Origin of the sequence: Bradyrhizobium huanghuaihaiense (assembly GCF_025200885.1) — a bacterium.
Lineage (GTDB): Bacteria > Pseudomonadota > Alphaproteobacteria > Rhizobiales > Xanthobacteraceae > Bradyrhizobium > Bradyrhizobium huanghuaihaiense.
Genome location: NZ_CP104172.1, coordinates 7,379,333 through 7,404,872, shown reverse-complemented (window position 1 = coordinate 7,404,872; position 25,540 = coordinate 7,379,333). Strand labels below are relative to the sequence as shown.

Here is a 25,540-nt window from a genome sequence, read left to right as displayed (position 1 = left end):
CACTACCAGGCGTATCGCAGGCTCGCAGTGCCGGAATAGGTCGTGCTGCGCGCCGCGAACTCGCCGTCGAATTTGGCGGACAGCGCGATGCCGTTCGCAAACTTCAGCTCGGCGCCGGCGGATGCGAGCGCGGCGTCCTTTGCCGGCGTCGCGCCATTGACGATGAAGCTCGCGCCGGGCAGCGCCTGGAACGCGGCGACGAGCGTGGGATCGCTGATCCAATCATGCGCCCAGGCCGCGCGGCCGCGCAATGTGAGGACAGCATTCGGCGCGACCAGCGTCGCGCGATCGAAACGCGCGCCGACCTCGCTCCGTGTGTCGGAGGCGGTGCGTCCCTGATAGGTCAGGCCGAAGCCGCTGCCGGCCAGATCGGTCTCGGTATAGGTCGGCGTACGAAACGCCTGCCCCTGCGCTGCCGCGTAGGGCGTGAAGCCGCCGATCGGCGTGACGAAGCGATAGCCGCCCTCGATGCGGCCACCGACGGTTTGCGCGTCGAACTTCGCAGTGAGCTGATTGCCGAACGGAGCGAGCCGGTCGGTCGACATCCAATGATTGGCCACGGCGAGCGAGGCAGCGAAATAGGCCGGCCCATTGCGTAGTGCGGTGTAGACGCCGGCCTGCAACGCCTCGCTCTTGCCGCCACCGATCGCCTGCGCGAGGTCCCATTTGGTGCCGCCGCCCGAGAGCGCGAAGCCGACCAGGGCGTCACGGCTGAAGTGATAGTCGGCGCCGGCCGCGACGCCGCCAGCGCGCGCGTTGAGGTCGTGGCTGCCAATGGCGACGGGGTCGCCACTGGTGCGGTTGGTGCCGCCGAACGCCGTGCCCCAGGCCGTCCAGCGCTCGGCAAAGGCTGGCGCTTTCGCGGCCGGCATGCCCAAGGCCTTGTTGTAGGCGAGGGCAACAGCTTCCGGCAGCGCGGCGCGCTCCGGGCTGAAGCCGAGCGCGGTGTCGCCGGCGCTCATGCCACCGCGTCCGCTCACGAACGGATCGAGCATGAGGCCGAGGAACTGGCTGGTGAACTGGAACGCGCCCTGCTGCGCGCCGGTGGCAGCTTCGCCCGAGAGCTGATCGAGATTGTAACGAAGCTGCGTGTCGCTTTGGCCTGCGAAAGACGACAGGAAAGGCAGGTTGGAGCCGAACGCGCTCAGCGCGCCGGCCACTTCCTTCTGGTTTTGCGTCTGTGCGATGGAGAGGAACGCGGCGTTGTTGTAGTTGAGCGTCAGGAAGACGTTGAACCCGTCATAGCTGAGGGAGGACGCGAACAGCTGCGGATTGTATCCGCTGACAGTCACGCCCGCGAAGTTGCCGGTGAGGCCAGCCGTCGTGCTGAGGATGGTGTATTGCGTCGAGGGATTGTAGGCGCCTGCAAGCGTGGTGACGGCGACGGTGCCGCCGGTCAGTGTCGCGCTCATGGCGGCAATCTTGTCTGATTGCCCGGCCGCGTTGACCGAGATCGCGTACGTCGACCCTGACTGGAACGCCGCATTGGTGTTGACGACGAGTTGACCGAGATTGCCGGGCGCGACCGTGCCGCCCGACACCACTGTGAGCGATCCGATCATGCCGCTGCCACTGAGCGTGCCGCCGGTCACCACCGTCCCGAAGTTGGCCATCGTGCCGTTGGCGATGAGGGTGCCGGCCTGGACGATCATGGTGGCCGCGTCCATGGTGATGCCCGTCAGCGTCCAGGTCGAACTACCGGTCTTTTCCAGCGCTTCGAAGTCCTTGAACTGGCCGGCCGCGCCGAATGTGCCGAGGTCGAACGCCGCGTTGGCGGTCCCGCCCAGGCGCAACGTGTCCAGTCCGTTGCCGCCCACGACCCAGCCTGTGATGTTCGATCCCGCGCGCAGCTCGAAGACGTCGTTCCCATTCTTGAGATCGACTGCGATGCTGACGCCGTTGCTGGTGATCGTGCCCGAGTTGATGATGGTGTCCTGACTGTTCGAGCCGAAGATTGCCGTGCCCGAAGCATTCGATACGGTGCCGGCATTGTTGATGGTGTTGCCGTCCGCCGCGCCGTTGAAATCGATGGCCGCCGGGCCGTTGCCCTGGACAAAACCGCCCGGCAGGATGTTCAGCTGATTGCCTGCCGAACCGCCGAAGATGCCGATGCCGGCAGTTCCGGCCGCGCCGCTTCCAACCGTACCTCCGATCACGACGATGTTGTTGTTCGAACCGAAGAGGCCAAGCGCCGTCGTCCCGACGGTCGGCGATCCGACTGCAGCACCTGCATCCACCGTGATTGTATTGTTGCTGCCGCCTATCACGTCGATGCTGTCGCTGTTGGTTGGCGCGACCGACGCATTGCCGAAAATCTTGACCGCGCTGTTCGAAGCCGCGTCAAAGACAATGCCGGCAAAGACGGGGTCGTTCAGGGATGTCGGGCTGCCGTCGCCGACGTTGACGGTGACCCCGCTGACCCCTGACGCCGTTCTGACCAGCGTATTGCTCAACCCAGTGCAGGTAATTGAATCGCCGGACTGGAGTGCTACCTGCGAGCCGGCTCCGCTGATCACACATGCCGCTTGTGCCGGCACGATGAACCACGGCAGCGAGCTGCCGAGGGCACCGATCGCAGTGCTCAAGAGAAGCGCGCGCGGCCGGGACGTCGTTGCGCGAACGATATTGCGCGGGGCGATCAAATCATTCCAAGGCACTTCCAAACTCCTCTCGCGGCGCGATTCCGGTCGGATTCGCCCCCGCAGCATCGGGGCGATGCCATCCTTAGCGAGAGAGGTCCCGGCCATCGTGGACCGGCGCGCAATGTGATGTGTCCGAATGCGAAGAGGGCTGCTTTTTCAGAGCCATGTGGCCACGACGTCACAACTGCGCCGTGTCGCCGCATTGCCCGGCGCGCCGGGGTGGATCGAAGCGCCATCGGGAGGGCCTGAGGCGAACTCAAACTGATTGCGATCGTCCCCGGAGATGAATTTGACCGGGCCGCAATCAGCCTTGCGCAGCGACGGCCTCGCGCGGCCGGGGCGCGACCAGCACGACGTCCGGCCGTCCGCCGTCGACCTGAACCCGGTTGCGTCCCTTTTCCTTGGCGCGGTAGCAGGCGGCATCCGCGCGCCGCATCGCCTCCTCGAGCGAGGTATCGCGGTCGGCGATGCAGGTGACGCCGACGCTGGCGGTCACCGCGAAGCAGCGATCGTCCCAGGTGAAGCTGAACAGCTCGAGCGATCGTCGCAGCCGTTCGGCGATGTCGACGGTGTTCGACGGCGAGCACCGCGGCAGGATCAGGCCGAACTCATCGCCGCCGAGCCGGGCCACCAGATCATGCGGCCGCCGGTCCCGTTGCAGGAGGCTGGAGACCTGGCAGAGCAGGCGGTCGCCCGCGAGATGGCCGCAGCTGTCGTTGACGTTCTTGAACTGGTCGAGGTCGAGCAGGATCAGTCCCAGCGGACCCGCCGCGACATTGTCCAGCTCGCCTTGCAGGCGCGCCTCGAAGGCGCGGCGGTTGGAAAGCCCTGTCAGCCAGTCGTGCGATGCCTGCCAGGCGAGGCGCTCCTTCTCGGCATGTAGTGCGTCTTCGAAGGCCTGTCGCTGCAGCACCAGCCGTCGCGTGTGCCAGATCAGGAGCAGGATCAGGGTCGCGGCGGTCGCGACGTTGATGCAGGTGAGCGTCACCTTGATGGCGCGGGAGCCTTCCCCGAGCACAGTGGAGAAGCGCTTGGCATGCACCGTGAATTGGGTGTTGAGCTCCGAGAGCCGCGCCGACAGGAATTGCAGACGGCCGTTGTCCCGAACGGGGCCCTTCGCCAGCTCGGACCGGATGACCTCGCCGAAGACGCTCAGCTCCAGCAGCATGGGATCGGTGGCGGTCCACTCGCGGATCGCTTCCTGGAGGAAGCTGACGCCATTGAAGTAGCGAAACAGCCAGATCAATCCAGGTACGTCATCAGGGTGGTTGCCGCCTTGCAGGAAGCCGATGCGGGCGGCCTCGACGTCGACCGGATCGCGCTCGAGCGCCCAGCGCGCGAATTCGTCGCCGATGGGTACGGCGAGCGAGGCCTGATATTGCGCGAACTGGCTCGGTTCGCCCGAATGCAGATAGAGATTGAGGAAATAGACCGCGTTCTTCTGCGAGCGCGACCATAGCGCTTCACCTGCGACATAGGCGCGGACCGACGACATCACCTCGAGGCTGAATCCTGCAATCGTCGCCTGGAGCACGACGACCATCACGAAAGGCGAGACGAGCTTGATGACGTGAAGGAAGCTGCGTTCCTTCGTCGACGACGCTGTTCTGCGAAACACCCTGCGTTCCCCAAATCGCTCAACGACCCCAGCGGAGCGGTTGCGCCTGCAACGCGAAGTAGAGGAGAAGGTTGCTTAACTCGACCTGAAAATGGGGGGACTGCGTCGCAGGGTGAAGGCGTCGTGAAGCGGATGGCCGCAGATCGCTTCAAATACCGAGAAAGCGGAACTGGCGCGGAATCGGCAAATCAATGCCGCGCATTCGTCGCGTGCTGTTTACCCGATCGAGAGAATTGCTAGACCAGCACCGGCTTGCGTACGCGTCCGGCATCGCCGAACACACGCAGGTAACGCTCGATCTCCGAAGGCAGGCCTGTTGCCTTTTCCGGATTGTCGGAGAGCTTGACGGCCGGATGGCCGTCGACCGACGACACCTTGCAGACCAGCGAGATCGGATCGAGATTGAACGAGCCGTCCGGCGTGCAGCCGACGAAATCGTTGGTGAGGTTGGTGCCCCAGCCGAACGACAGCCGCACGCGGCCGGTGAAATGGTGATAGGTCTCCTCGATCGAGCCGACGTCCATCGCGTCGGAAAACACGAGCAGCTTGTCCCTGGGGTTGCGGCCCTTCTTCTCCCACCAGGCGATGATCTCCTCGCCGGCCTGGATCGGCGGCGCGCTGTCGGGGCGGAAGCCGGTCCAGTCGGCGACCCATTCCGGCGCATCGCGCAGGAAAGCCTTGGTGCCGAAGGCATCGGGCAGTGCGATCAGGAGGTTGCCGCCATAGGTCTGGCGCCACTGATCGAGGATGCGGTAGGGCGCCCAGCGCAATTCCTCGTCGTCCCTGGCAAGCGCAGCCGCGACCATCGGCAGTTCGTGCGCGTTGGTGCCGATGGCTTCGAGATCGTTGTCCATCGCGAGCAGCACATTGGACGTGCCGATGAAGGAGGGGCCCAGGCCTTCCTTCACCGCCTCGACGCACCAGCGCTGCCAGAGGAAACCGTGGCGGCGTCGCGTGCCGAAGTCGGAGAGCCGCAAATTCTCCAGCTTGCGCAGCCGCTCGACCTTGGTCCACAGCTTGGCCTTGGCGCGGGCATAGAGCACGTCGAGCTCGAAGCGGCCGCGGCCCTTGATCGCCGCGCGCGAGCGCAGCTCGTTCAGGATCGCGAGCGCCGGAATCTCCCACATCGAGGTGTGGGTCCACGGCCCGTGGAAGTGCAATTCATACTGGCCGTCGACCTTGCGCAACTCGTATTCGGGAAGGCGGAATTCGGCGAGCCAGCGGATGAAGTCCGCCGAGAACATGTGGGTCTTGCCGTAGAACGTGTTACCGGCCAGCCAGATCAGCTCTTTCTTGGTGAAGCGGATGGTGCGGGCGTGGTCGAGCTGGGCGCGCAGCTCGCCCTCGTCGATGATCTCGGCGAGCCGCACATGGCGCGAGCGGTTGATGACCGAGAAGGTCACCTGCTGATCCGGGTAATCCTCCCGAATCATTTGCAACATCAATAGCTTGTAGAAGTCGGTATCGAGCAGGCTGCGGATGATGGGATCCAGCCGCCAGCTGTGATTGTAGGTCCGGCTCGCAATATCGGTCACTGTCATGGGGCAATTCTAGCGTGGTGGCCCCCGCCCAACCAGTGGGTTTGGCGAGGGGCTGGCTTTCCCGAAATTGGAGCGGGGCTCAGTCTCCGGCTGCCGTCGTCGCGACGGTCTCGAGCTGGCTCCGAATCCAGCGATGGGCCGGGTCCTTCTGGTAGCGCTGGTGCCAGACCATGAACATCGGCAGCTCGGCCAGCGTGCGGGTGCGCGAGGCCAATGGAATGCGCGCTTGCGCGAAGCCGCCCATCACGCCGGACGCGAGCAGGCTCGGCATGCTCGCGAGCATCTGCGAGCCGCGCAGGAAGGACGGCACGCCGGAAAAGCTCGGCACGGAGATGGCGATGTCACGGTGGAATCCATTGCCGGCCAGGCGGCGGTCGAAGTCGAGCCGCTCATTGTCGGTATAGACGACGGTGATGTGGCGCGCCGCGAGATAGGCATTGCGGTCGGAAGGCGCCGCGCGCGCTTTGGGATCGTAGTAGCAGACGTAGTGATCGCTGAGCAGCCGCTTCTGCACGATGTCGACGCCGGACGGCGGCAGCGGCGTGATCATGAGATCGCAGCGGTTCTCGCGCAGCATCGCGGGCGAGGGGGATTGCGAGGGGATGACGCGCAGGTTCAGGCTCTTCACCTGGCCGGCGACATGATCGAAGAAGCGCGGCAGCAGCAGGTCGCGCTGGAAGTCGTTGGCGGCGATCGTCAGCGACAGTTGGGCCTGTGCCGGCGCGAAGCTGACGCCGCCGGCAAAGCTGCGCATCTCGTCGATCAGCGCGCGCGCCTTCGCCGCGAGGGCCTGGGCGTGCGCGGTGGCGACGATGCCGCGGCCGGACTTGGCGAACAGCGGGTCGCCGGCGATCCGCCGCAGCTTGTTCAGCCCGTGGCTGACCGCAGATTGCGTCAGGCCGAGCCGGGTTGCCGCCGCCGTCACCGAACCTTCCTCCAGCACCGCGAGGAACAGTTCGAGGGCGTGGCCGTCGAGGGCCAAATGATCGATTTCCTTCATGGAATTCATTATAATCGATCTATTTATCTTGAGAATGGGTGGCGGCATTATCGTTCAATAAGCCGCGCGCCCGGACCGGGCGCCACAGGGAGAGACAACGCCGATGAATGCCCAGGCGACAGCCTTGCAGGATCCCCGCCTCAACCGCCCCGATCCGTTCACGCCGCCGCTCGGCGACGGCGGCTTCTTCCAGCGCGACCGCTCCATCCATCCGCCGGCACATGCGCCCGGCTACAAATCCTCGGTGCTGCGCTCTCCGCGCCAGGCGCTGCTGTCGCTGGAGAACTCGGTCTCGGAAATCACCGGGCCGGTGTTCGGCCATAACGATCTCGGCCCGCTCGACAACGACCTGATCCGCAACTACGCCAAGGACGGCGATCCCGTCGGCGAACGCATCATCGTCCACGGCCGCGTGCTGGACGAGACCGGCCGGGGCGTTCCGAACACGCTGGTCGAATTCTGGCAGGCCAATGCCGGCGGCCGCTACCGGCACAAGAAGGACACGTATCTGGCGCCGGTCGATCCTAACTTCGGCGGCTGCGGCCGCGCCCTGACCGACGACACCGGCTACTATTATTTCCGCACCGTGAAGCCGGGCCCCTATCCCTGGCGCAACTACGTCAACAGCTGGCGCCCCGCCCACATCCACTTCTCGGTGTTCGGCTCGGGCTTTGCGCAGCGGCTGATCACCCAGATGTATTTCGAGGGCGATCCCCTGATCCCGGTCTGCCCGATCCTCACGACCATTCCGGACAAGGATGCGCTCGACCGCCTGGTCGCGCCGCTCGACCTCAACGCCTCGACGCCGTTCGACTCGCTCGCCTATCGCTTCGATATCGTCCTGCGCGGCCAGCGCTCCACCTATTTCGAAAATCGCACCGCGGGGAACTAAGTCCATGCCGCAGCCGCTCAACTATCTCAAGGAAACCGCCTCGCAGACCGCCGGGCCCTACGTCCATATCGGCCTGATCCCGGCGATGGCCGGCTTCGACATCTTCGAGAAAAACTTTTCCAACGTGCTGGTGACGCCGAACACCAAAGGCGAACGCATCACGCTGGAAGGCAGGGTGCTCGACGGCGCAGGTTCGCCGCTCCGCGACGTGCTGCTGGAAATCTGGCAGGCCAATGCGGCCGGCCGCTACAACCATCCGGCGGATCGCTCGGCCGGCGCGCTGGAGCAGGAGTTTCGCGGCTGGGGCCGCGCCGGTTCCGACTTCGACAGTGGACTCGTCACTTTCGAGACCATCAAGCCCGGCGCGATCACCGACAAGACGGGACGCAAATGCTCGCCACACGTCAATGTCTGGATCGTCGCGCGCGGCATCAATATCGGTCTCAACACGCGGCTCTATTTCTCGGACGAAGAGGCCGCCAATGCCGCCGATCCCGTGCTCAACCTGATCGAACAGCCGGCCCGGCGTTCGACGCTGATCGCAAAGCGTAGCGAGCGCGCCGGCAAGGTCGTGTATTCCTTCACGATCAATTTGCAGGGGCCGGAGGAGACGGTGTTCTTCGACGTGTGACGATCCGGCGGTCGTTGCGCAGGGTCACTCGACCCGGTCGTCGCGTTTGATCGTTCCGCGCGCGAGGAATTGCGGTGGCTGCCGCACCTCGCGCGATGCCGGGCGGTCGACCGGATCGCGCCCCACCTTTTGTTTCAGCTCAGCCAAATCGATGAAGACGTCCGCCTGCCGGCGCAGGTCGTCGGCGATCATGGGGGGCTGAGTGGAGAGCGTGGAGACGACCGTCACGCGGACACCGCGGCGCTGCAGGGATTCCACCAGCGAACGAAAATCGCCATCGCCCGAGAACAACACGATCTGGTCGACATGTTGGGCAAGCTCCATCGCACTTACGGCGAGATCGACATCCATGCTGCCCTTCACCTTGCGGCGGCCGGTGTTTGCGTCGACGAACTCCTTGGTGAGCTTGGTGACGACAGTGTATCCGTTATAGTCGAGCCAATCTATCAACGGACGAATTGACGAGAACTCCTGATCCTCGATGACGGTCGTGTAGTAGAAGGCGCGCAACAGCGTGCCTCGGCTTTGGAATTCGCCGAGCAGACGCCTGTAATCGATATCGAAGCCGAGCGCCTTGGAGGTGGCATAGAGATTGGCGCCATCGATAAAGAGTGCGATCTTCCCAATTGAAGACATTATGGACAAATCTCCAGTTCCGCACGAAGCCAGCCTGTTCGGCCACGGGGCACCGTGTGTCGGCGGGAAACACTGAAGGCGCCGATGGCTTGCTGAAAAAGCGGCGCCGGCGACCGGACAGGGGTGGCCGCCTTGCGCCAAGGTTAGGGAGGGTTCCATGCCACCAGCGCCAGGGCGCCGAATGCAGCCACGCTAAAGCGAGCGCATTCCCTGCTCAATTGTACGGAGGTAAGGGGCCCCTATCCAAAGGATAGCACCCCATATACGAAGGTAAGTGGGCGCGCGCCGGCAACCAACGCGACTGCGGCGTGACCTCCGACCATCAGCGCGCGTGGTCTTTCGTCCGATGTGTCAGCCTTCGCCGTCGTGAAGCTGCGCGCGAAAGGCGCGTGGCGACAGTCCGGTGGCGGCCGCATAGACCCGGCTGAAATAGGCGGGATCCTCGAAGCCGAGCGCGTAGGCGATCGTCGAGACCGGCAGGTTGGTGTAGACGAGGTTGCGCCGCGCCTCGCGGATCAGCCGGTTGAGGATCAGGTGCGAGGCGGTATCGCCCGTTGCCGCCCGGGTGATCCGGTTGAGATGGGTCGGCGTGATCGACAGTGCGCCTGCGTAGTCCGCAACGCTCCAGCGCTTCAGATGGTGCTGCTCCAGCAGCGCCTCAAACCGGCGGAACAGGCCGCTTTCCGCCGTGCCATTGCCGCCGCTCTCACTGGTAATCGCGCGGGCCACCAGTCCGATCATGGCCGCCGATAACGCGCGCAGCACATGGGCGCGGCCGAAATCCCGCGCGGCGTGCTCGGCAAAAATCTGCTTCATGGTGGTGCGGATCTGTGGCGTGCCGCGTGCGACGGCAGATCGCGACAAGGGTCCACGCAGGCCTTCGGCGGCGAGCAGCGCCTCGTCCAGGATCTCGGCGGCGATGGTCAAGACCCAGCCCTGGGTATCCGGCTCGAAGCGGAAGCCGTGGACGTGCCCGACCGGCACATTGACGATCTGCATCGGCTTCAAGGGCACCACGCGCCCGTCGAGCGTCGCCTCGCCGCCGCCGCGCTCGATCAGCAGCACCTGGTGCAGCCGGGCATGACGGTGCACGGCTAGGGTCCAGTCATGCAGCACCGAGCGGGACGCAATCGTCTCGCAATGCACGACGTCGGGCAGATCGCCGGATTCGCCGAACAGATTGTAGACCCGGATCGCCGGGGCAGGGGCCGCGCTTCGCATGTTCGAATAGTACAAGACAATGGCGAAACCCTCCATCGGTTTGCAGAGCCAGATCTGCAAAAAAGTGCCGACGGGAGGACGTAAAAATGAAAGTTCAGGTCTGTATCATCGGTGGTGGGCCGTCCGGGCTGCTGCTGTCCCAGCTCCTGCACCTCAAGGGCATCGACACGATCGTGCTGGAGAAATACAGCCGCGATCATGTGCTCGCCCGCATCCGCGCCGGCGTGCTCGAGCACGGTTTTGCAAAGCTGATGCGCGAGGCGCAATGCGGCGAGCGGATGGACCGCGAGGGCGAGATCCACAACGGGTTCGAGATTGCCCATGACGGGGTGCTGTCCCATATCGACCTGCACAAGCATTCCGGCGGCAATTCGGTGCTGGTCTACGGCCAGACCGAGCTCACGCGTGATCTCTACGAGGCGCGCGACCGCTTCGGCGGCAAGGTCGTGCACAATGCCGAGGATGTGACGCCGCACGAGCTGACGTCGGACCGGCCCTACGTGACCTACCGCTCGAACGACGAGACCATCCGCGTCGATTGCGACTACGTGGTCGGCGCCGACGGCTTTCACGGCGTCAGCCGCAAATCGATCCCGAAGGATGTCCTGCGCGAATACGAGAAGGTCTATCCGTTCGGCTGGCTCGGGGTGCTGTCGCGCACGAAGCCGGTGTCGCCCGAGCTGATCTATGTGAAGCACGAGCGCGGCTTTGCACTCTGCTCCCTGCGTTCGCAGGTATTGAGCCGCTACTACATCCAGGTGCCGCTGACCGACAAGGTGGAGGACTGGAGCGACGATGCGTTCTGGGCCGAGCTGAAGCGCCGCCTGCCGGACGACGTCGCAGGCCGCCTGATCACGGGGCCGTCGATCGAGAAGAGCATCGCGCCATTGCGCAGCTTCGTCGCCGAACCGATGAGCTATGGCCGCCTGTTCCTCGCCGGCGATGCCGCCCACATCGTGCCGCCCACCGGCGCGCGCGGACTGAACAGCGCCGCCTCCGACATCTACTATCTCTATCACGCCATGCTCGCGCATTATCAGCGCGGTGACGATTCCGGCCTCAAAGGCTACTCCGCCAAGGCACTGGCGCGGATCTGGAAGGCGCAGCGCTTCTCCTGGTGGATGACGATGATACTGCATCGTTTCCCCGACCGGATCGAATATGAGGATCGGCTGCAGCAGACCGAGCTGGACTATCTGCTCTCGTCGGAGACGGCGCAGCGCCTGCTTGCGGAGAACTATGTGGGCCTGCCGTTTTAGGCGGTCTCTCTTCACCCTCCCCTGGATGGGGAGGGTCGATCGCGCGCAGCGCGAGCGGGGTGGGGTGATCTCTCCACACGGGCACTGTTGGCGAGGAGAGACTGTCACCCCACCCCGTCTCACATTTCGCTGCGCTCAATGTGAGCCGACCCTCCCCCTCCAGGGGAGGGTAAGAAAGCTACTTCCCTTCCAGCGTATTGACCGGGGTCCAATCCGGCGGCGGCGGATTCGCCGTCAGCACTCTTGCGCGCTTCGCAAACAGCGCCGACGCCGGATCGCTCTTCGCCGTCTTTCCGAACGCATCAGCCGCCCTCGCAAACTCCCTTGCCCGCCAGCAGGCCAACCCCTCTGCATACGCGACCGCCACCTTCGCCTGCTCGGCCGTCTCGGCGCCCTTGTCCGCCAGCGGCTCGAACACCCTGATCGCCTCGCCGCGGCCCATCACCCTGATCGCGTCCAGCTCGCGCCAGGCGAAGGTGTCGCCGGTCTGCGCGACCGTCGCTTCCGAGGCCATGATCGCGGTGCCGTAATATTTGTTGGCGCCTTCGAGCCGCGAGGCGACGTTCACGGTGTCGCTCATCACGGTGTAGTTGAAGCGGCGGCGGGAGCCGATATTGCCGACCACGGCTTCGCCGCTGTTGAGCCCGATGCGGTGCGACAGGCCGTGGCCGGCGAAGGCGGGATTGCCGGCATTGAGCTCTGCCAGCTTCTCGTGGCATTTCAACGCGGCGCGGACGGCGTTGCTTGCGTGGGCAGGATCGTCCGCGGGCGCGCCGAACATGGCGACGATGGAATCGCCGATGTATTTGTCGACGTAGCCGCCATGGCCCTCGATGATGTCGGTCATGGCGGAGAGATATTCGTTCATCAGCGTCACCAGCTCGCCCGGCGTCATCGTCTCTGCGATCGAGGAGAAGCCGCTGAGGTCGGAGAAGAACATGGTGACGTTGCGCATCTCGCCGCCGAGCGCCGGCATCTTGCCGGAGGCGACCATGGTCTCGATCACCTCGGGCGCGAGATAGAGGGCAAAGCTCTTGCGCAGGAAACGCTCGTCGCGATCGGCAAGCACGAAGCGATAGCCGATCATCATCGCGAGGGCAGCGAGGCTTGCGAGCGCAGGCTCCGTCAGGGGCAGCGCCAGTGCGTGAACGAAGGCGCCGACGGCAACGGCTGTGTAAACGACGGTGACGGAGAGCCAGGCGATCAGCGCGCCCCCAGGCGCGAGCATGCAGGCCGCACAGGCGATGATCGCCGCAAGCACAATCGTGAGAATCGTTCGTGCCGGAAAGCCGAGCTCGGTCGCGGCGTCATGCTCGATCAGATTCCGAACGACAGCGGCGTGTACGAACACGCCGGCGATGTCGCTACGGACCTTCTGCGCGGTGCCGGTGGTGGAGGGCAGGGCGCATCGTGGCGCCGGCGAGCCGTCATGTCCGCCGGACAATCGCATCGAGGTGAGCTTGCGGTCCTCGAAATTCAGGATGGTGCCGAGCAGCACGACCTTGCCGTCGAATGCGCGGTGGAAGAAGTCGCGGTCGCCCTTGTCGGTGCAGGCGTGCAGGTCGGCGAAAGAATAGGCCGGGACGTCGCGGCCGAGGCCGCGGAAGTTGAGCGTCAGCGTGTTGGGCACCGCGCTCGGGACGGCATAGCCGGACAATGTCGTCGCACCCGACGGCGCGATCTCGGGCTTGGCGTCGAGCGCTCGGGCAGCTAGCTCGACCGCCATCGCCGGAACGGGCTTGCCGTCGATGGAGAAGCTCAGCGGCATCCGCCGGATCACGTCGTCGGGGTCGGTATGGACGTTGAGAGCGCGAATATTGTTCTTCACCGCGAGCTGCTGTGCGCGGTAGGGCCTGTCCGGATGGTCGTTGCTCAGGATTTCGCCGAGCACCAGCTTGCCGCTGTCGGAGAGCTGTCGCAGGGCGATGAGGTAGTCCCGGTCAAAGCCCTTCATGCGCGTCCCGAGCGACGCTTCGCCAAAGGGAATCTCCGACTGCTCGATCGAGCTCGGAAAGATCACGTCGAAGCCGATCACCTTGGCGCCGCCCTCGGTGATGCTGCCGAGCACGCGGCCGATCTCGCGCGTCCAGGTCTGCGTCGGCGATCCCTTGAAGGGCGGCGTGTCGTAGGTTTCCCCGTCGATTGCCACCACGACGACCGGCGACGTCGCGGGATCACGGCGGTCGGGGACGAGTTTGCCGCGCAGCGCGGTGAGGATGTCGAGGGAGAGACCTTGCAACGCCTGAAGCGGTGATGACGTGAAGACCGCGCCCGCAAGGAGCGCGATCAGGATCGCCGCAACGATGTCCCGCCTGCCGATCCGCCGCATCGCGCCGTCGCTAGGCCGGCTATTCGAGCCGCAGCAGGCGGCCGACGATCGGCGTCGGCGATGACGTGGCGCTGGCATCGACCTGGAAGGCGTAGCGCTTGGCGCCGAGGATGGCGAGATAGCTGCCGCCCGGCGTCAGCGACTTCCCGGCCTTGGCAAAATCATAGAACTTGCCGCCGACCATGACCTCGTTCTTGAGCGGCACGGTGATGGTGGGCTCCTTGCCATCGGTGCGCTCGATCACGAGCGTGCTGCCGCTCTTGGCCTGCACCAGCGGGGCTGTGCCGTAGAGCGTCGGCAGCTTGGCCGGGGCGCCCTTGGCATCCGAGCGCATCGTGCGGAAGGTGGTCGCTGCGCTCTGGTTGGCCTCGCGCTCGGACAGTTTTGCCGCATTGGTGTCGCAGGGCACCTTTTCCCGCTTGACCTCGCCGAGCTGCACCGTGCTCTGCTCGGCGCCGACCAGCACGACGCCTTCGCTGATCGTCTCGCGCTGACAGGATTTCAGGTAGCTGAGCGTGATGCTCGCCTTGGGCCCGAGCTTGATGATCTTGCCCGGCGCCACATAGTCCATGAAGGCGATGCCGTCGACCTTGCCTTGTACATCCTCGACGATTGCGGCCGGGGTCTCCGCCAAGGCGGGGGCCGCAACACAGAACGCGCCGACAGCGGCGCCGATCAGACTTCTCATGGGAGCTCTCATCCAATTCGACCGATGTATTTGCCGGTCCCCGTCCAGGTCCGATGCTTAGCAGCGGCGCGCCCAGGCAAGTGTGACCAGAATCACTCTTTATTATTGGTGCCACTCTAGCAGGAACAGGTTCAACCCGGCGACCGGAGAAACCGGAGCTGCGGCAAGCTGTTGGCCGGATGGATAATGTCAGATGGCCGGGACCGGCCCGGGCGCGCGCTCCTCGACCGGACGGCTCTGCGCTGCGCTAGGAGCGAGCGTGGCTTCGGCCTTCACAAACGGCGTCGCCTGCTGTCCGGCGGCGATCTTCACGACCTCGTCCCAGCGCGACAGAAAGGCTTCGACGCAGGCCGGGTCGAACTGCCGTCCCGCGTTCTCGATCAGGTAATTGCGCGCCGTCTCGAGCGGCATCGGCTCCTTATACGGCCGCCTCGTCGTCAGCGCGTCGAACACATCGGCGACCGCGACCACGCGTGCGGCAACCGGGATCTCGTCCGTCTTGAGGCCGTTCGGATAGCCTGCGCCGTCCCAGCGCTCGTGATGGCCTGCGGCAATTTGTGCGCCAAGCTGGATCAGCTCGCAGCTGGAGTCCGCCAGGATCCGTTCGCCGATCCTGGCGTGGGTCCGGATCACCGCCATCTCCTCGTCGGTCAGCTTGCCGGGCTTGAGCAGGATGTTGTCGGGAATGGCGACCTTGCCGACGTCGTGCAGGGGGGCGGCCAGATAGATGTCGCGGCAGAGCCGGGCCGGCAGGCCGAGCTGCTCGGCGATGACGCGGCTGTAGCGGGCGACCCGCAGCGTGTGCTCGCCGGTGTCGTTGTCGCGGTATTCGACCGCCAGCGCGAGCCGCAGGATGATCTCCTCCTCGCGCTCGCCCAATTTTCGTGTCGCGGCTGCGACTTCGCTGGCCAGATGCGCGGCGCGGTCGTTTAGCTTGCGTACGGCTGCACCAAGCTGAATCAAATTCCGCAGGCGCACCGTCATCTCGACGCTCTGCGGCGCCTTGGGCAGGAAATCGGTTGCACCGGCCTGCAGCGCTTCCATCTTCACGTCGTCGGTCTGCCGCGACGTGATCATCGCGATCGGGATGTCGGCGCAGCCGGGAAGGGTGCGGAGCGTACGGATGAAGCTGATGCCGTCCATGTGCGGCATCTCGTAGTCGACCAGCACGAGGTCGAAGACGCGCTCGCGCGCGCAGACCAGCGCGTCCACGGGATCGAGGAAGGTGGTGGCCTCGACCAGACCTTCGGCCTCGATGTGCCGTTTCAGGAAGTTGAGGACGGAGCGGCTGTCGTCAACCAGAAGCGCTTGGGTCAGCATCGGCGGCCGGACTTGTTCGGATGGCGAGGCATGACCTCAACAACTAGCCTTTGCGATTTAACGCGAAGCAAACGTTTCACCGGCGGCAAGCTGCTTCATGACTGCGCGCGGCGCATGAGATTTGAGCGAGCCATGCACGCCTGCGCGCATACGCGAAGTTCTTCGAATTGTGACCCGTAGTTGTACGGAGGTATCCATTAGGGGTTTGCACACTCTCCATACCGAATAGTCGGCGCGCGGGATTCGCGCCATGCGTGCAGTGAGTCCCCGGAAATTTTGGGGGACGAATGTCGTCTGATGTCACTGAGCCGAAGTGGTCCCTACGGCTGCCTGCAGACTGCAGTATCGCTGCGATCCGCAGTGTCTACGACCTGATCCGCGAGGCTTTCGGCCGGCAGGACCGGCTCGAGATCGACTGCTCCAGCGTCGACAAGGCCGACGTGACCTCGATCCAGCTTCTGCTGTCGACCGCCAAGACGGGCGAGGCCCAGGGCCGCCCGGTGGTGCTCACCTCATTCTCCCAGTCTCTGCGCAACACCCTTCGCCGCGCCGGCTTCGCCAGCGACGCGATGATCGATCAGCATTTCCCGCAAAAGAAAGATGGCACCTAATGGCCACGATTCTCACGGTCGACGATTCCCCCAGCATCCGGCAGATGATCAAGGTCGTGCTCGAGCCGGCCGGTCACAACGTGATCGAGGCCGGTGACGGCGCGCAAGGGCTCGCCAAGGCCCAGGCCGGCAAGCTCGACCTCGTCATCACCGACCTCAACATGCCCGTCATGAACGGGCTGGAGCTGATCCGGGCGCTGCGCAAGCTGCCGAGCTCGGTCGGCATGCCCATCGTGTTCCTGACCACCGAATCCAACGATGCGGTGAAGCAGGAAGCCAAGAGCGCCGGCGCCACCGGCTGGATCACGAAGCCGTTCAAGCCGGAGCAGTTGCTCGCCGTCGTCGGCAAGCTGGTGCGCGCATGAGCGCGATGGACCCGACCGAGGTCTTCCGCCAGGAAGCCAGCGAGCTGTTCGAGGTCCTGGAAGGGGCCCTGCTCGATCTCGGCCAGCGTCCCGACGACCGCGAGCTGGTCGATTCCGCCTTCCGCGCCCTGCATACGATCAAGGGTTCGGGCGCCATGTTCGGCTTCGACAAGGTCGCCTCCTTCACCCACGAATTCGAGACTGCGTTCGATCGTGTCCGCAAAGGCGAGATCAAGCCGACCCAGGAGCTGATCTCGGTCGCGCTCGCCGCCAAGGATTACATCCGCACGCTGATCGAGGATCCCCAGTCGACCGACGATATCATCGGCGAAGCCATCCTCGACGACCTCAGGCGCTTCGTCTCGGCGGATCAGCCCGCAGCTCCGGTCGTCGCGATCGCGGAAGCGCCGCCGCTGGCGCCAGCTGAGGGCAAGCAGGCCGGCTGGCATCTTTATCTCGAATTCGAATCCCACATCCTGCGCAACGGCTCCAACCCGCTCGACCTGCTGGAGGATCTCTGCAAGCTCGGCCCCTGCTTCGTCGTGCCGGTCACCGACGGCATCCCGTTCCTCGACGAGATGGAGCCGGAAGACTGCTATCTGAAGTGGGACGTCAAGCTGCACGCGGCCTGCGACAAGGATGCGATCGACGACGTCTTCATGTTCGTCCAGGACGAGATGAAGCTGACGCTCTCGCCGCTCGCGCAGATCGAAGCGCCGGCCCCGGCGCCATTGTTCCTGCTCATCGACGAGGAGCCGGTGCCCATGGCCGAGATGGCTGCGCCGGTGGTCGAGATTGCTGCCGCACCGATTGCGGAGCAGCCCGTCGCAAAAGCTGAGCCGAAGCCCGAAGCCAAGCCGGAGCCGAAGGCCGAGGCCAAGCGCGAAGAGCGCGGCATCGCCACCGTTCGCGTCCAGGCCGAGCGCCTCGACGAGCTGATGGACCGGGTCGGCGAGCTCGTCATTGCCCAGGCGCGGCTCAGCCAGCTCGCCGCCTCCGGCTCCGATCTCTCGATCAAGATGATCGCCGAGGAGATCGAGCGTCTCGCGTCCTCCTTGCGCGACACCACGATGGGCGCCCGCATGGTGCCGATCGGCTCGCTGTTCGGCCGCTTCCGCCGCCTGGTGCACGATCTGTCGCGCGATTTGTCGAAGCCGGTCGAATTCGTCACGACGGGCGAAGACACCGAGCTCGACAAGACTATGATCGAGTGCCTGGCCGATCCGCTGGTGCACCTGATCCGCAACGCCATCGACCACGGCATCGAGGACAACGCAACCCGCGCTGCCAACGGCAAGACCGAGCAGGGCCGGATCGAGCTCGCCGCCGTTCATTCCGGCGCGCAGGTGCTCGTCACGGTGAAGGACAATGGCGGCGGCCTCAACACCGCGCGCATCCGTGCCAAGGCGGAAGAGCAGGGCCTGATCGCCGCCGGCACCGTGCTCACCGATCACGAAATCCACCAGTTCCTGTTCCACCCGGGCTTCTCGACCGCGCAGACCATCTCGGCGCTGTCGGGTCGCGGCGTCGGCATGGACGTGGTCAAGCGCACCATCGAGAACATGCGCGGCTCGATCGACCTGTCGACCAGGCCGGGCCAGGGCACCACGGTGACGCTGCGTCTGCCGCTGACGCTCGCGATCATCGAAGGTCTCCTGATCCGCGTCGGCGAAGGCCGCTACATCATTCCGCTGTCGGCGGTGGAGGAATGCGTCGAGCTGACGGCCGAGGACGAGCGTTCGCGCGGCCGCAACTTCCTCAACGTGCGCGGCAACCTCGTGCCGTTCCTGCGTCTGCGCGAGCTTCTGACGGCCTCCGGCTCGCCGGACAAGCACCAGAAGACGATCATCATCTCGACCGGCGAGACCCGCGTCGGCCTCGTCGCCGACCAGATCATCGGCAACCACCAGACCGTGATCAAGTCGCTCTCCAAGCTGCATTCCGACGTCACGATCTTCTCCGGCGCGACGATTCTCGGTGACGGCACGGCGGCGCTGATCCTCGACGTCGCCCAGCTCGTCACGCTGGCGCAGTCGAAGGTCGAGAAGCAGCACATCAGCGAGGCGGCGTGATGAACGATAGCTTGGCCGGAGAGCATCAGGCGGGTGCGATGCAGGTCGTGATGATCGGCCTTGGCGAGGAGAAGTTCGCGCTCGACGCCGGCCTCGTGCGCGAGATCATCGATCCCGTCCCCGTGACCAAGGTCGCCGGCGCCCGGGCCTTCGTTCCCAGCGTGATCAACGTGCGCGGCAACGTCATCCCGCTCGCCGATCTGCGCCTCCGCTTCGGCATGCCGCAGCTCGACAATTCGGCCGACACGCGCATCGTCGTGATCGAGCTCGAGCTCGACGGCGAGCCTGTTCTGGTCGGCGTCACCGCGGACAAGGTCTACGAGGTCACGGAGATATCGCAGACCGACGTGCAGCAGACGCCGCGCGTCGGCATGCACTGGAAGCCGGAGTTCATTCGCTTCATCGCCAAATGGCGCGAAGAGTTCGTCATCGTTCCCAACATGGAACGCATCCTGAATTGAAATGAGGTCTCGGGCGAGACTGGGGTAGGGGCTGGAAATGAGATTTACGGTCAAGGCAAAGCTTGCCAGCGCGTTCGGCGTGGTCCTGCTGCTCTCGATGGCGGCGGGCGGCCTCGCTTATGTGAAGCTCAGCGAGATGATCGACACCGCCGACAGCCTCGTGTCGCGCGCCGGCCGGATGGATCGTGCGGCGGAAATCGAAAAGGGAATTCTGTCTCAGGTTCGGGCCGAGAAGAACCTCCTGCTCGCGCCCGAAAGCGAGGCCGATCGCTTCACCGCCGAGATCGCCAAGCAGCGCGAGACACTGCTGAAGCTGAAGGAGGAGATCCATGCCGCGGCCTCCGCCGAGGGCAAGAAGCTGATTGAGAATTTCGGCGCCGCCTATGCCCGGATGAATGCCGTTCAGGACGACGCCCTCAAGACGGCCCGGACCGACAAGGCGAAGGCCGCCGAGCGCTCGATGACCGAAGTTCGCAAGGCGGTCGCCGAAGCCATGGAGGCCGCCAACGCCTATGTCAGCAACGTCAAGAAGAACATGGCGGAGCAGGCCGCCCGGGCTCATGAGGACGGCAACCGGGCCCACATGATGCTGATCTCGGCCGTGCTGGCATCGCTTGCGATCGGTCTGATCGCGGCGATCTGGATCTCGATGAGCATTTCCCGTGGCCTTGGTCGCGCGGTCGGCCTTGCCGGCGCGGTGGCGAGCGGCGATCTCAGCCAGACCATCAACGTCTCCAGCAATGACGAGATCGGTGACCTCGTCAAATCGCTGAACCTGATGGTCGAGAAGCTTCGGCAGGTCGTCGAGGAAGCGCTCACCGCGGCCAGCAACGTCTCCGCCGGCAGCCAGGAACTCTCCGCCAGTGCCGAGCAGCTCTCGCAAGGCGCGACCGAGCAGGCCTCGTCCGCGGAAGAGGCCTCGTCCTCGATGGAGGAAATGGCTTCGAACGTGAAGCAGAACGCCGACAACGCCAACCAGACCGAGAAGATCGCAGGCCAGTCGGCCAGGGATGCCGAGGCCAGCGGCGTGGCCGTCGGCCGCGCCGTCGAGGCGATGCAGACCATCGCGGAAAAGATCACCATTGTGCAGGAGATCGCCCGCCAGACCGACCTGCTCGCGCTCAACGCGGCGGTCGAGGCCGCGCGCGCCGGCGAGCACGGCAAGGGCTTTGCGGTGGTTGCTTCCGAAGTGCGCAAGCTCGCCGAGCGCAGCCAGGCCGCTGCTGCCGACATCGGCACGCTGTCGACGGAGAGCGTGAAGGTCGCGCAGGAAGCAGGCCACATGCTGTCCAAGCTCGTGCCCGACATCAAGAAGACCGCCGCGCTGGTCCAGGAGATCACGGCGGCCTGCCGCGAGCAGGACGTCGGCTCGGCGCAGATCAACCAGGCCATCCAGCAGCTCGACAAGGTCGGCCAGCAGAACGCCAGCGCGTCCGAGCAGGTGTCTTCGACCTCGGAGGAGCTCGCCTCGCAGGCCGAGCAGCTCCAGTCGACCATCTCGTTCTTCCGGATCGAGCATGCCGGACGCAGCGAGAGCGCCGCCCCCGCGCCGATCGATCGCGCCGTCACCCAGCTCCGCGCCAAGGCGGCGCACATGGCGGCAGCAGATCGCGGCGCGAAGAAGCCCGCGCCCGTCCGCAAGCCGGCACGCGCGATGAAGGTCGCCGGCGGCGGCGGTTTCGCCTTCGACATGCATGACGGTGAAGACGACCGCGACGCCGAATTCCAACGCTGATCAACCGGTCCGGCCTCGCGCCGGACCGTACTCGTTTCCAAAACCTTCGGACCCCCTGGACTGCATCATGGCCGCAACCTCGCAATATCTGACGCTCGGGCTCGCTGGAGAGACGTTCGGCATCAGCATCCGCAACGTCCGCGAAATCCTGGACATGCGGCCGATCTCGCGGCTTCCACACGCACCGAACTTCCTGCTCGGCATGATCGACGTGCGTGGCAGCGGCTATCCGATCGTCGACCTCCGGACCAAGCTCGGCTTGCCCAGTGTCGCGGCCACAGAAGCCACCCGCATCATCATCCTCGACGTGCCGATGAAGGACCGCCTGGTCGGCGTCGGCTTCGTCGCCGACTGCGTGTTCGAGGTCACCGATATCGACGAGCAGGCGATCGAGCCGATCCCCGAGGTCGGCGGGACGTGGCAGTCCGACTATGCCGCCGGTATCGGCCGCAAGGGCGAAAAGTTCGTCGTCATTTTCGACCTCGCCAAGCTGATGGCGAATGACAGGATTCCGGAAGCAAGCGATGCCGGCGCCGATGCGCCGCGCGCCGCCTGAGTTTGCAAGTGTGAAGCGTGGTCAAGCGTAAGCACCCCAATTCGAACCAACGAGCCCCACAATGAGATTCACCGTCAAAGCCAAGCTTGCCAGCGCCTTCGGCGTCGTCATCCTGCTCTCAATGATCGCCGGTGCGGTCGGATACATGAAGCTGGTCGACATGGTCGGCATCACAGAGGTTCTCGTCGCCCGTGCGGGCCGCATGGAGAAGGCCGCCGAGCTGAAGGAAGGCATTCTCTTCCTCGTGCGCGCCGAGAAGAACTCGATCCTGGCGGCGTCCGATGCGGAGTATGACCAGTTCGTCGCCGATCTCGCCAAGAACCGCGAAGCGGTCGCCAAGTCCAAGGACGAGATCTACGCCGCCGCCAGCGAAGGCGGCAAGAAGCTGATGGAAGGCTTCAACGTCGCGTTCGCCAAGCTGAACGCCTATCAGGATGAGACGGTCAGGCTTGCGAAGACGGACAAGCCGAAGGCGCTCGACCGTTCCATGCACGACGGCCGCAAGTTTGTCGCTGACGCGCTGGAAGCGGCCGACGCCTACATCAAGAACGTCAAGAAGAACATGGCCGAGCAGGCCGAACAAGCCAAGCAGGACGGCTCGCGTGCAGAGCTGCTGCTGATGAGCCTGGTCATCGCCTCGCTGTTGATCGCTGCCGTCGCCGCGACCTGGATTGCGATGAACATCAGCCGGGCGCTGGCCCAGGCCGTCGGCCTCGCCGACGCGGTCGCAATCGGCGATCTCAGCCGCAAGATCGAGTCCTCCACCAACGACGAGATCGGCGACCTCATCAAGTCGCTGAACGCGATGACGGTGAACCTGAATGCCACCGCGGCCCTCGCCAACGAGATCGCGCAAGGCAATCTCATGGTCGAAGCAAAGCCCCTGTCGGACAAGGACACGCTCGGCCTCGCGCTCGAGCGCATGGTGGAGAAGCTCCGGCAGATCGTGTCGGAAGCGCTCACCGCGGCGCAGAACGTTTCGGCCGGCAGCCAGGAATTGTCCGCCAGCGCCGAGCAGCTCTCGCAGGGCGCAACCGAGCAGGCCTCGTCCGCGGAGGAAGCCTCCTCCTCGATGGAGGAGATGGCCTCGAACGTGAAGCAGAATGCCGACAACGCCAACCAGACCGAGAAGATCGCCGCACAGTCCGCCAAGGACGCCGAGGCGAGCGGCGCAGCCGTCGGGCGCGCCGTCAACGCGATGCAGACCATCGCCGAGAAGATCACCATCGTGCAGGAGATCGCACGCCAGACCGATCTGCTCGCGCTCAACGCGGCGGTCGAGGCCGCGCGTGCCGGCGAGCACGGCAAGGGCTTTGCGGTCGTCGCATCCGAAGTGCGCAAGCTCGCCGAGCGCAGCCAGGCGGCCGCGGCCGAGATCGGCACGCTCTCGACCGACACCGTCAAGGTGGCGCAGGAGGCCGGCGCCATGCTCGCCAAGCTCGTGCCTGATATCAAGAAGACCGCGGAGCTGGTCGAGGAGATCACCGCGGCCTGCCGCGAGCAGGACGTCGGTTCGGCGCAGATCAACCAGGCGATCCAGCAGCTCGACAAGGTCGGCCAGCAGAACGCCAGCGCCTCCGAGCAGGTGTCCTCGACTTCGGAGGAGCTTGCCTCCCAGGCCGAGCAGCTCCAGTCGACCATCGCCTATTTCCGTATCGAGCAGGGTGGAAAGGGCCAGGCCGCACCGATCGACCGGGCCGTGACCCAGTTGCGCGCCAAAGCGGCGACCATGGCGGTGGCGGAGCGTCCGGCCAAGAAGCCGATGGCGAGGCCCGCGCGCGCCGTGAGGGTCGCCGGCGGGGGCGGTTTCGCCTTCGACATGAACGACGGCGAGGACGACCGCGACGCCGAGTTCCAACGCTGAGTTTCCTTGTGGGATCGGCCCCTCAATCGGGGGCCGATCTGTCTTCAGTCATTGCGTAGACGTGTAGGATTCAAGATGGCCCGTTCGGCCCGACATTCAGTGCAGGCGGCCGTCCCGGACCGAGGCATGCAGCGATGATGCCCGCCGTGCAGGATACGGCCGTGCATCTGTCGGACCGCCACTTCCGGACCATTGCCGAACTGATCGAGGGCCAGGTCGGCATCAAGCTGCCGCAAGGCAAGCGGCTGATGCTGGAGGGGCGGCTGCACAAGCGCGTGCGCGCGTTGAATTTTTCCGACCTCAACGAATATGTCGACAACCTGTTCGAGGCCGACCATTTCGACACCGAGCTCACCCACCTGATCGATGTGGTGACGACCAACAAGACCGACTTCTTCCGCGAACCCCAGCACTTCACCTTCATGCGGGACGTCGCCGTCCCCGCTTTGCTCAAATCGCATGGCCGCAGGAACGCGAACCTGAAGATCTGGAGCTCGGCGAGCTCGACCGGCATGGAAGCCTATACGACCGCGATGGTGCTGGACGACATGACGCGAAACGGCTCGCGCTTCCAGTATCGCATCCTCGGGACGGACATCTCGACGGCCGTGCTGCGCCTCGCCAAGACCGCGATCTACACCCGCGATGTGCTCGCACCGGTGCCTGAGAACTTCGTGAAGCGATACTTCCTGTCGTCGCGGGACAAGTCGCGGGGCGAGGTGCGGGTTGTGCCGGAGCTGCGGCGCATGACGCATTTCATGCGGATGAACCTCATGGATGCGTCCTATCCCGTCGATCGCGACGTCGACATCATCTTCTGCCGCAACGTCCTGATCTATTTCGAGCGCGAGACGCAGCGCAAGGTGATCCAGCAATTGTGCAGCCATTTGCGGCCGGGCGGCTATCTGCTGGTCGGACATTCGGAATCGATGATTCACAGTGCAGTGCCAGGCTTGAAGCAAGTTCAGCCAACCATTTTCCAGGTCTAGCCGGAGCGCAGCCACAATGCCGAGGGAGAAAGTTCGCGTGCTGATCGTGGACGATTCGGCGTCGGTGCGCCAAATCCTTCAGACGATCCTTTCCGAAGACCCTGATATCGAGGTGATGGCGACCGCCTCAGATCCCTTCGTCGCGGCCCGCCGCCTCGAGAAGGAGCTGCCCCACGTCATCATTCTCGATCTCGAAATGCCGCGCATGGACGGCATGACGTTCCTGCGCAAGATCATGGCGCAACGTCCGATCCCGGTGATCATCTGCTCCTCGCTGACCGAAGAGGGTTCGAACGTGATGTTCGAGGCGTTCGAGGCGGGCGCGGTCGACATCGTGCCGAAGCCGAAGATCGACACGCGGCAGGCGCTGCTCGAATGCTCCACCCGGCTGCGCGAGGCGGTCAAATCGGCAGCGCGTGCGCGGGTCCGTCCGCGCTCGGAGCGCCGCGTGATCGAGAAGAAGCTGACGGCCGACGCCATCATCCCGCCGCCGGTGCAGGGCAAGGCCCGGCCGACGACGGAACGCATCGTGTGTATCGGCGCCTCGACGGGCGGCACCGAAGCGCTCAACGACGTCCTCGAGATGCTGCCGTCGCATTGTCCGCCGCTTCTCATCGTCCAGCACATGCCGGCGGGCTTCACCGCGGCCTTTGCCAGGCGCCTCGACAGCGTCTGCCAGATCCGGGTCAAGGAGGCCGAGGACGGCGAGCCGGTGCTGCCGGGCTGTGCCTATATCGCGCCCGGCGCCCGCCACATGCTGCTCCAGCGCATCGGCCTGCGCTACCAGATCGCGATCAAGGACGGCCCGCCGGTGTCGCGGCATCGCCCCTCCGTCGACGTGCTGTTCCGCTCGGCGGCCCAGCATGCCGGCGCCAATGCGCTCGGCGTCATCATGACCGGCATGGGCGATGACGGCGCGCGCGGCATGCTGGAGATGCGCAAGCTCGGCGCCTCGACGCGGGCGCAGGACGAAGAGAGCAGCGTGGTGTTCGGCATGCCCAAGGAAGCCATCGCCCATGGCGGCGTCGAGAAGGTCGTCTCGCTGCACAATATCCCGCGCGAGATCATGACCTGGTACCAGGCCGGACATACCGTGATGGCAGGTTGAGC

General features: G+C 65.1%; 21 protein-coding genes. 12 read left to right on the top strand and 9 right to left on the bottom strand.

Annotation, left to right across the window (positions count from 1 at the left end; all coding sequences use genetic code 11):
* Positions 1-2: 2 nt before the first annotated feature.
* From N2603_RS34925 to N2603_RS34910, 4 genes are all read right to left on the bottom strand, one after another.
* Complete coding sequence (locus N2603_RS34925) at positions 3-2,585, bottom strand: autotransporter outer membrane beta-barrel domain-containing protein (RefSeq protein ID WP_260385698.1); 2,583 nt, start codon at positions 2,583-2,585, stop codon at positions 3-5.
* A gap of 361 nt (positions 2,586-2,946) precedes the next feature.
* On the bottom strand, positions 2,947-4,260 hold the full coding sequence (locus tag N2603_RS34920) for a GGDEF domain-containing protein (protein WP_260385697.1): 1,314 nt from the start codon (positions 4,258-4,260) through the stop codon (positions 2,947-2,949).
* A gap of 236 nt (positions 4,261-4,496) precedes the next feature.
* Complete coding sequence (pncB, locus tag N2603_RS34915) at positions 4,497-5,801, bottom strand: nicotinate phosphoribosyltransferase (RefSeq protein WP_260385696.1); 1,305 nt, start codon at positions 5,799-5,801, stop codon at positions 4,497-4,499.
* 79 nt (positions 5,802-5,880) lie between these two features.
* A complete protein-coding gene (locus N2603_RS34910; protein WP_260385695.1) occupies positions 5,881-6,810 on the bottom strand; it encodes a LysR family transcriptional regulator in 930 nt (309 codons plus the stop codon).
* A gap of 94 nt (positions 6,811-6,904) precedes the next feature.
* On the opposite strand from N2603_RS34910, the gene pcaH reads away from it, so the two are divergent.
* On the top strand, positions 6,905-7,693 hold the full coding sequence (gene pcaH, locus N2603_RS34905; protein ID WP_018644014.1) for a protocatechuate 3,4-dioxygenase subunit beta: 789 nt from the start codon (positions 6,905-6,907) through the stop codon (positions 7,691-7,693).
* A 4-nt stretch (positions 7,694-7,697) separates the two neighbouring features.
* Positions 7,698-8,324 (top strand): protocatechuate 3,4-dioxygenase subunit alpha, encoded by a 627-nt coding sequence (gene pcaG, locus N2603_RS34900; protein ID WP_260385694.1) that lies wholly within the window; start codon positions 7,698-7,700, stop codon positions 8,322-8,324.
* A gap of 24 nt (positions 8,325-8,348) precedes the next feature.
* Here pcaG and N2603_RS34895 read toward each other — a convergent pair whose 3' ends face one another.
* Both N2603_RS34895 and N2603_RS34890 read right to left on the bottom strand, forming a co-directional pair.
* Positions 8,349-8,960 (bottom strand): LabA-like NYN domain-containing protein, encoded by a 612-nt coding sequence (locus N2603_RS34895; RefSeq protein ID WP_145831944.1) that lies wholly within the window; start codon positions 8,958-8,960, stop codon positions 8,349-8,351.
* A gap of 351 nt (positions 8,961-9,311) precedes the next feature.
* Complete coding sequence (locus tag N2603_RS34890) at positions 9,312-10,217, bottom strand: helix-turn-helix domain-containing protein (protein WP_260385693.1); 906 nt, start codon at positions 10,215-10,217, stop codon at positions 9,312-9,314.
* A 50-nt stretch (positions 10,218-10,267) separates the two neighbouring features.
* Between N2603_RS34890 and pobA the strand changes: the two genes are divergently transcribed.
* Positions 10,268-11,440 (top strand): 4-hydroxybenzoate 3-monooxygenase, encoded by a 1,173-nt coding sequence (gene pobA, locus N2603_RS34885; protein WP_260385692.1) that lies wholly within the window; start codon positions 10,268-10,270, stop codon positions 11,438-11,440.
* Between the two features lie 178 nt (positions 11,441-11,618).
* Here pobA and N2603_RS34880 read toward each other — a convergent pair whose 3' ends face one another.
* From N2603_RS34880 to N2603_RS34870, 3 genes are all read right to left on the bottom strand, one after another.
* Complete coding sequence (locus N2603_RS34880) at positions 11,619-13,769, bottom strand: adenylate/guanylate cyclase domain-containing protein (RefSeq protein ID WP_260385691.1); 2,151 nt, start codon at positions 13,767-13,769, stop codon at positions 11,619-11,621.
* Positions 13,770-13,788: 19 nt separating this feature from the next.
* Positions 13,789-14,457 (bottom strand): hypothetical protein, encoded by a 669-nt coding sequence (locus N2603_RS34875; protein ID WP_026312152.1) that lies wholly within the window; start codon positions 14,455-14,457, stop codon positions 13,789-13,791.
* 189 nt (positions 14,458-14,646) lie between these two features.
* On the bottom strand, positions 14,647-15,777 hold the full coding sequence (locus tag N2603_RS34870; protein WP_260385690.1) for an HD domain-containing phosphohydrolase: 1,131 nt from the start codon (positions 15,775-15,777) through the stop codon (positions 14,647-14,649).
* A 287-nt stretch (positions 15,778-16,064) separates the two neighbouring features.
* Between N2603_RS34870 and N2603_RS34865 the strand changes: the two genes are divergently transcribed.
* From N2603_RS34865 to N2603_RS34825, 9 genes are all read left to right on the top strand, one after another.
* On the top strand, positions 16,065-16,388 hold the full coding sequence (locus N2603_RS34865) for an STAS domain-containing protein (RefSeq protein ID WP_063692297.1): 324 nt from the start codon (positions 16,065-16,067) through the stop codon (positions 16,386-16,388).
* Entirely contained in the window at positions 16,388-16,753 is a 366-nt protein-coding gene (locus N2603_RS34860) for a response regulator (RefSeq protein WP_260385689.1), read from the top strand. Before N2603_RS34865 ends, N2603_RS34860 begins: the two co-directional genes overlap by 1 nt.
* Positions 16,750-18,825: a chemotaxis protein CheA gene (locus N2603_RS34855; protein WP_260385688.1), complete on the top strand. Its 2,076-nt coding sequence runs from the start codon at positions 16,750-16,752 to the stop codon at positions 18,823-18,825. Before N2603_RS34860 ends, N2603_RS34855 begins: the two co-directional genes overlap by 4 nt.
* Positions 18,825-19,286, top strand: coding sequence for a chemotaxis protein CheW (locus N2603_RS34850; protein ID WP_260385687.1), 462 nt, complete (start codon positions 18,825-18,827; stop codon positions 19,284-19,286). Before N2603_RS34855 ends, N2603_RS34850 begins: the two co-directional genes overlap by 1 nt.
* Positions 19,287-19,323: 37 nt before the next feature.
* On the top strand, positions 19,324-21,021 hold the full coding sequence (locus tag N2603_RS34845; RefSeq protein ID WP_260385686.1) for a methyl-accepting chemotaxis protein: 1,698 nt from the start codon (positions 19,324-19,326) through the stop codon (positions 21,019-21,021).
* Positions 21,022-21,088: 67 nt separating this feature from the next.
* Positions 21,089-21,577: a chemotaxis protein CheW gene (locus tag N2603_RS34840; RefSeq protein ID WP_260385685.1), complete on the top strand. Its 489-nt coding sequence runs from the start codon at positions 21,089-21,091 to the stop codon at positions 21,575-21,577.
* Between the two features lie 61 nt (positions 21,578-21,638).
* Positions 21,639-23,441, top strand: a complete 1,803-nt coding sequence (locus N2603_RS34835) for a methyl-accepting chemotaxis protein (RefSeq protein ID WP_260385684.1) — start codon at positions 21,639-21,641, stop codon at positions 23,439-23,441.
* Between the two features lie 134 nt (positions 23,442-23,575).
* Positions 23,576-24,430 (top strand): CheR family methyltransferase, encoded by an 855-nt coding sequence (locus tag N2603_RS34830; RefSeq protein ID WP_018644028.1) that lies wholly within the window; start codon positions 23,576-23,578, stop codon positions 24,428-24,430.
* 16 nt (positions 24,431-24,446) lie between these two features.
* The gene (locus N2603_RS34825) at positions 24,447-25,538 is read left to right on the top strand and encodes a protein-glutamate methylesterase/protein-glutamine glutaminase (RefSeq protein ID WP_260385683.1); all 1,092 of its coding nucleotides are present in this window, start codon (positions 24,447-24,449) and stop codon (positions 25,536-25,538) included.
* Positions 25,539-25,540 lie beyond the last annotated feature (2 nt).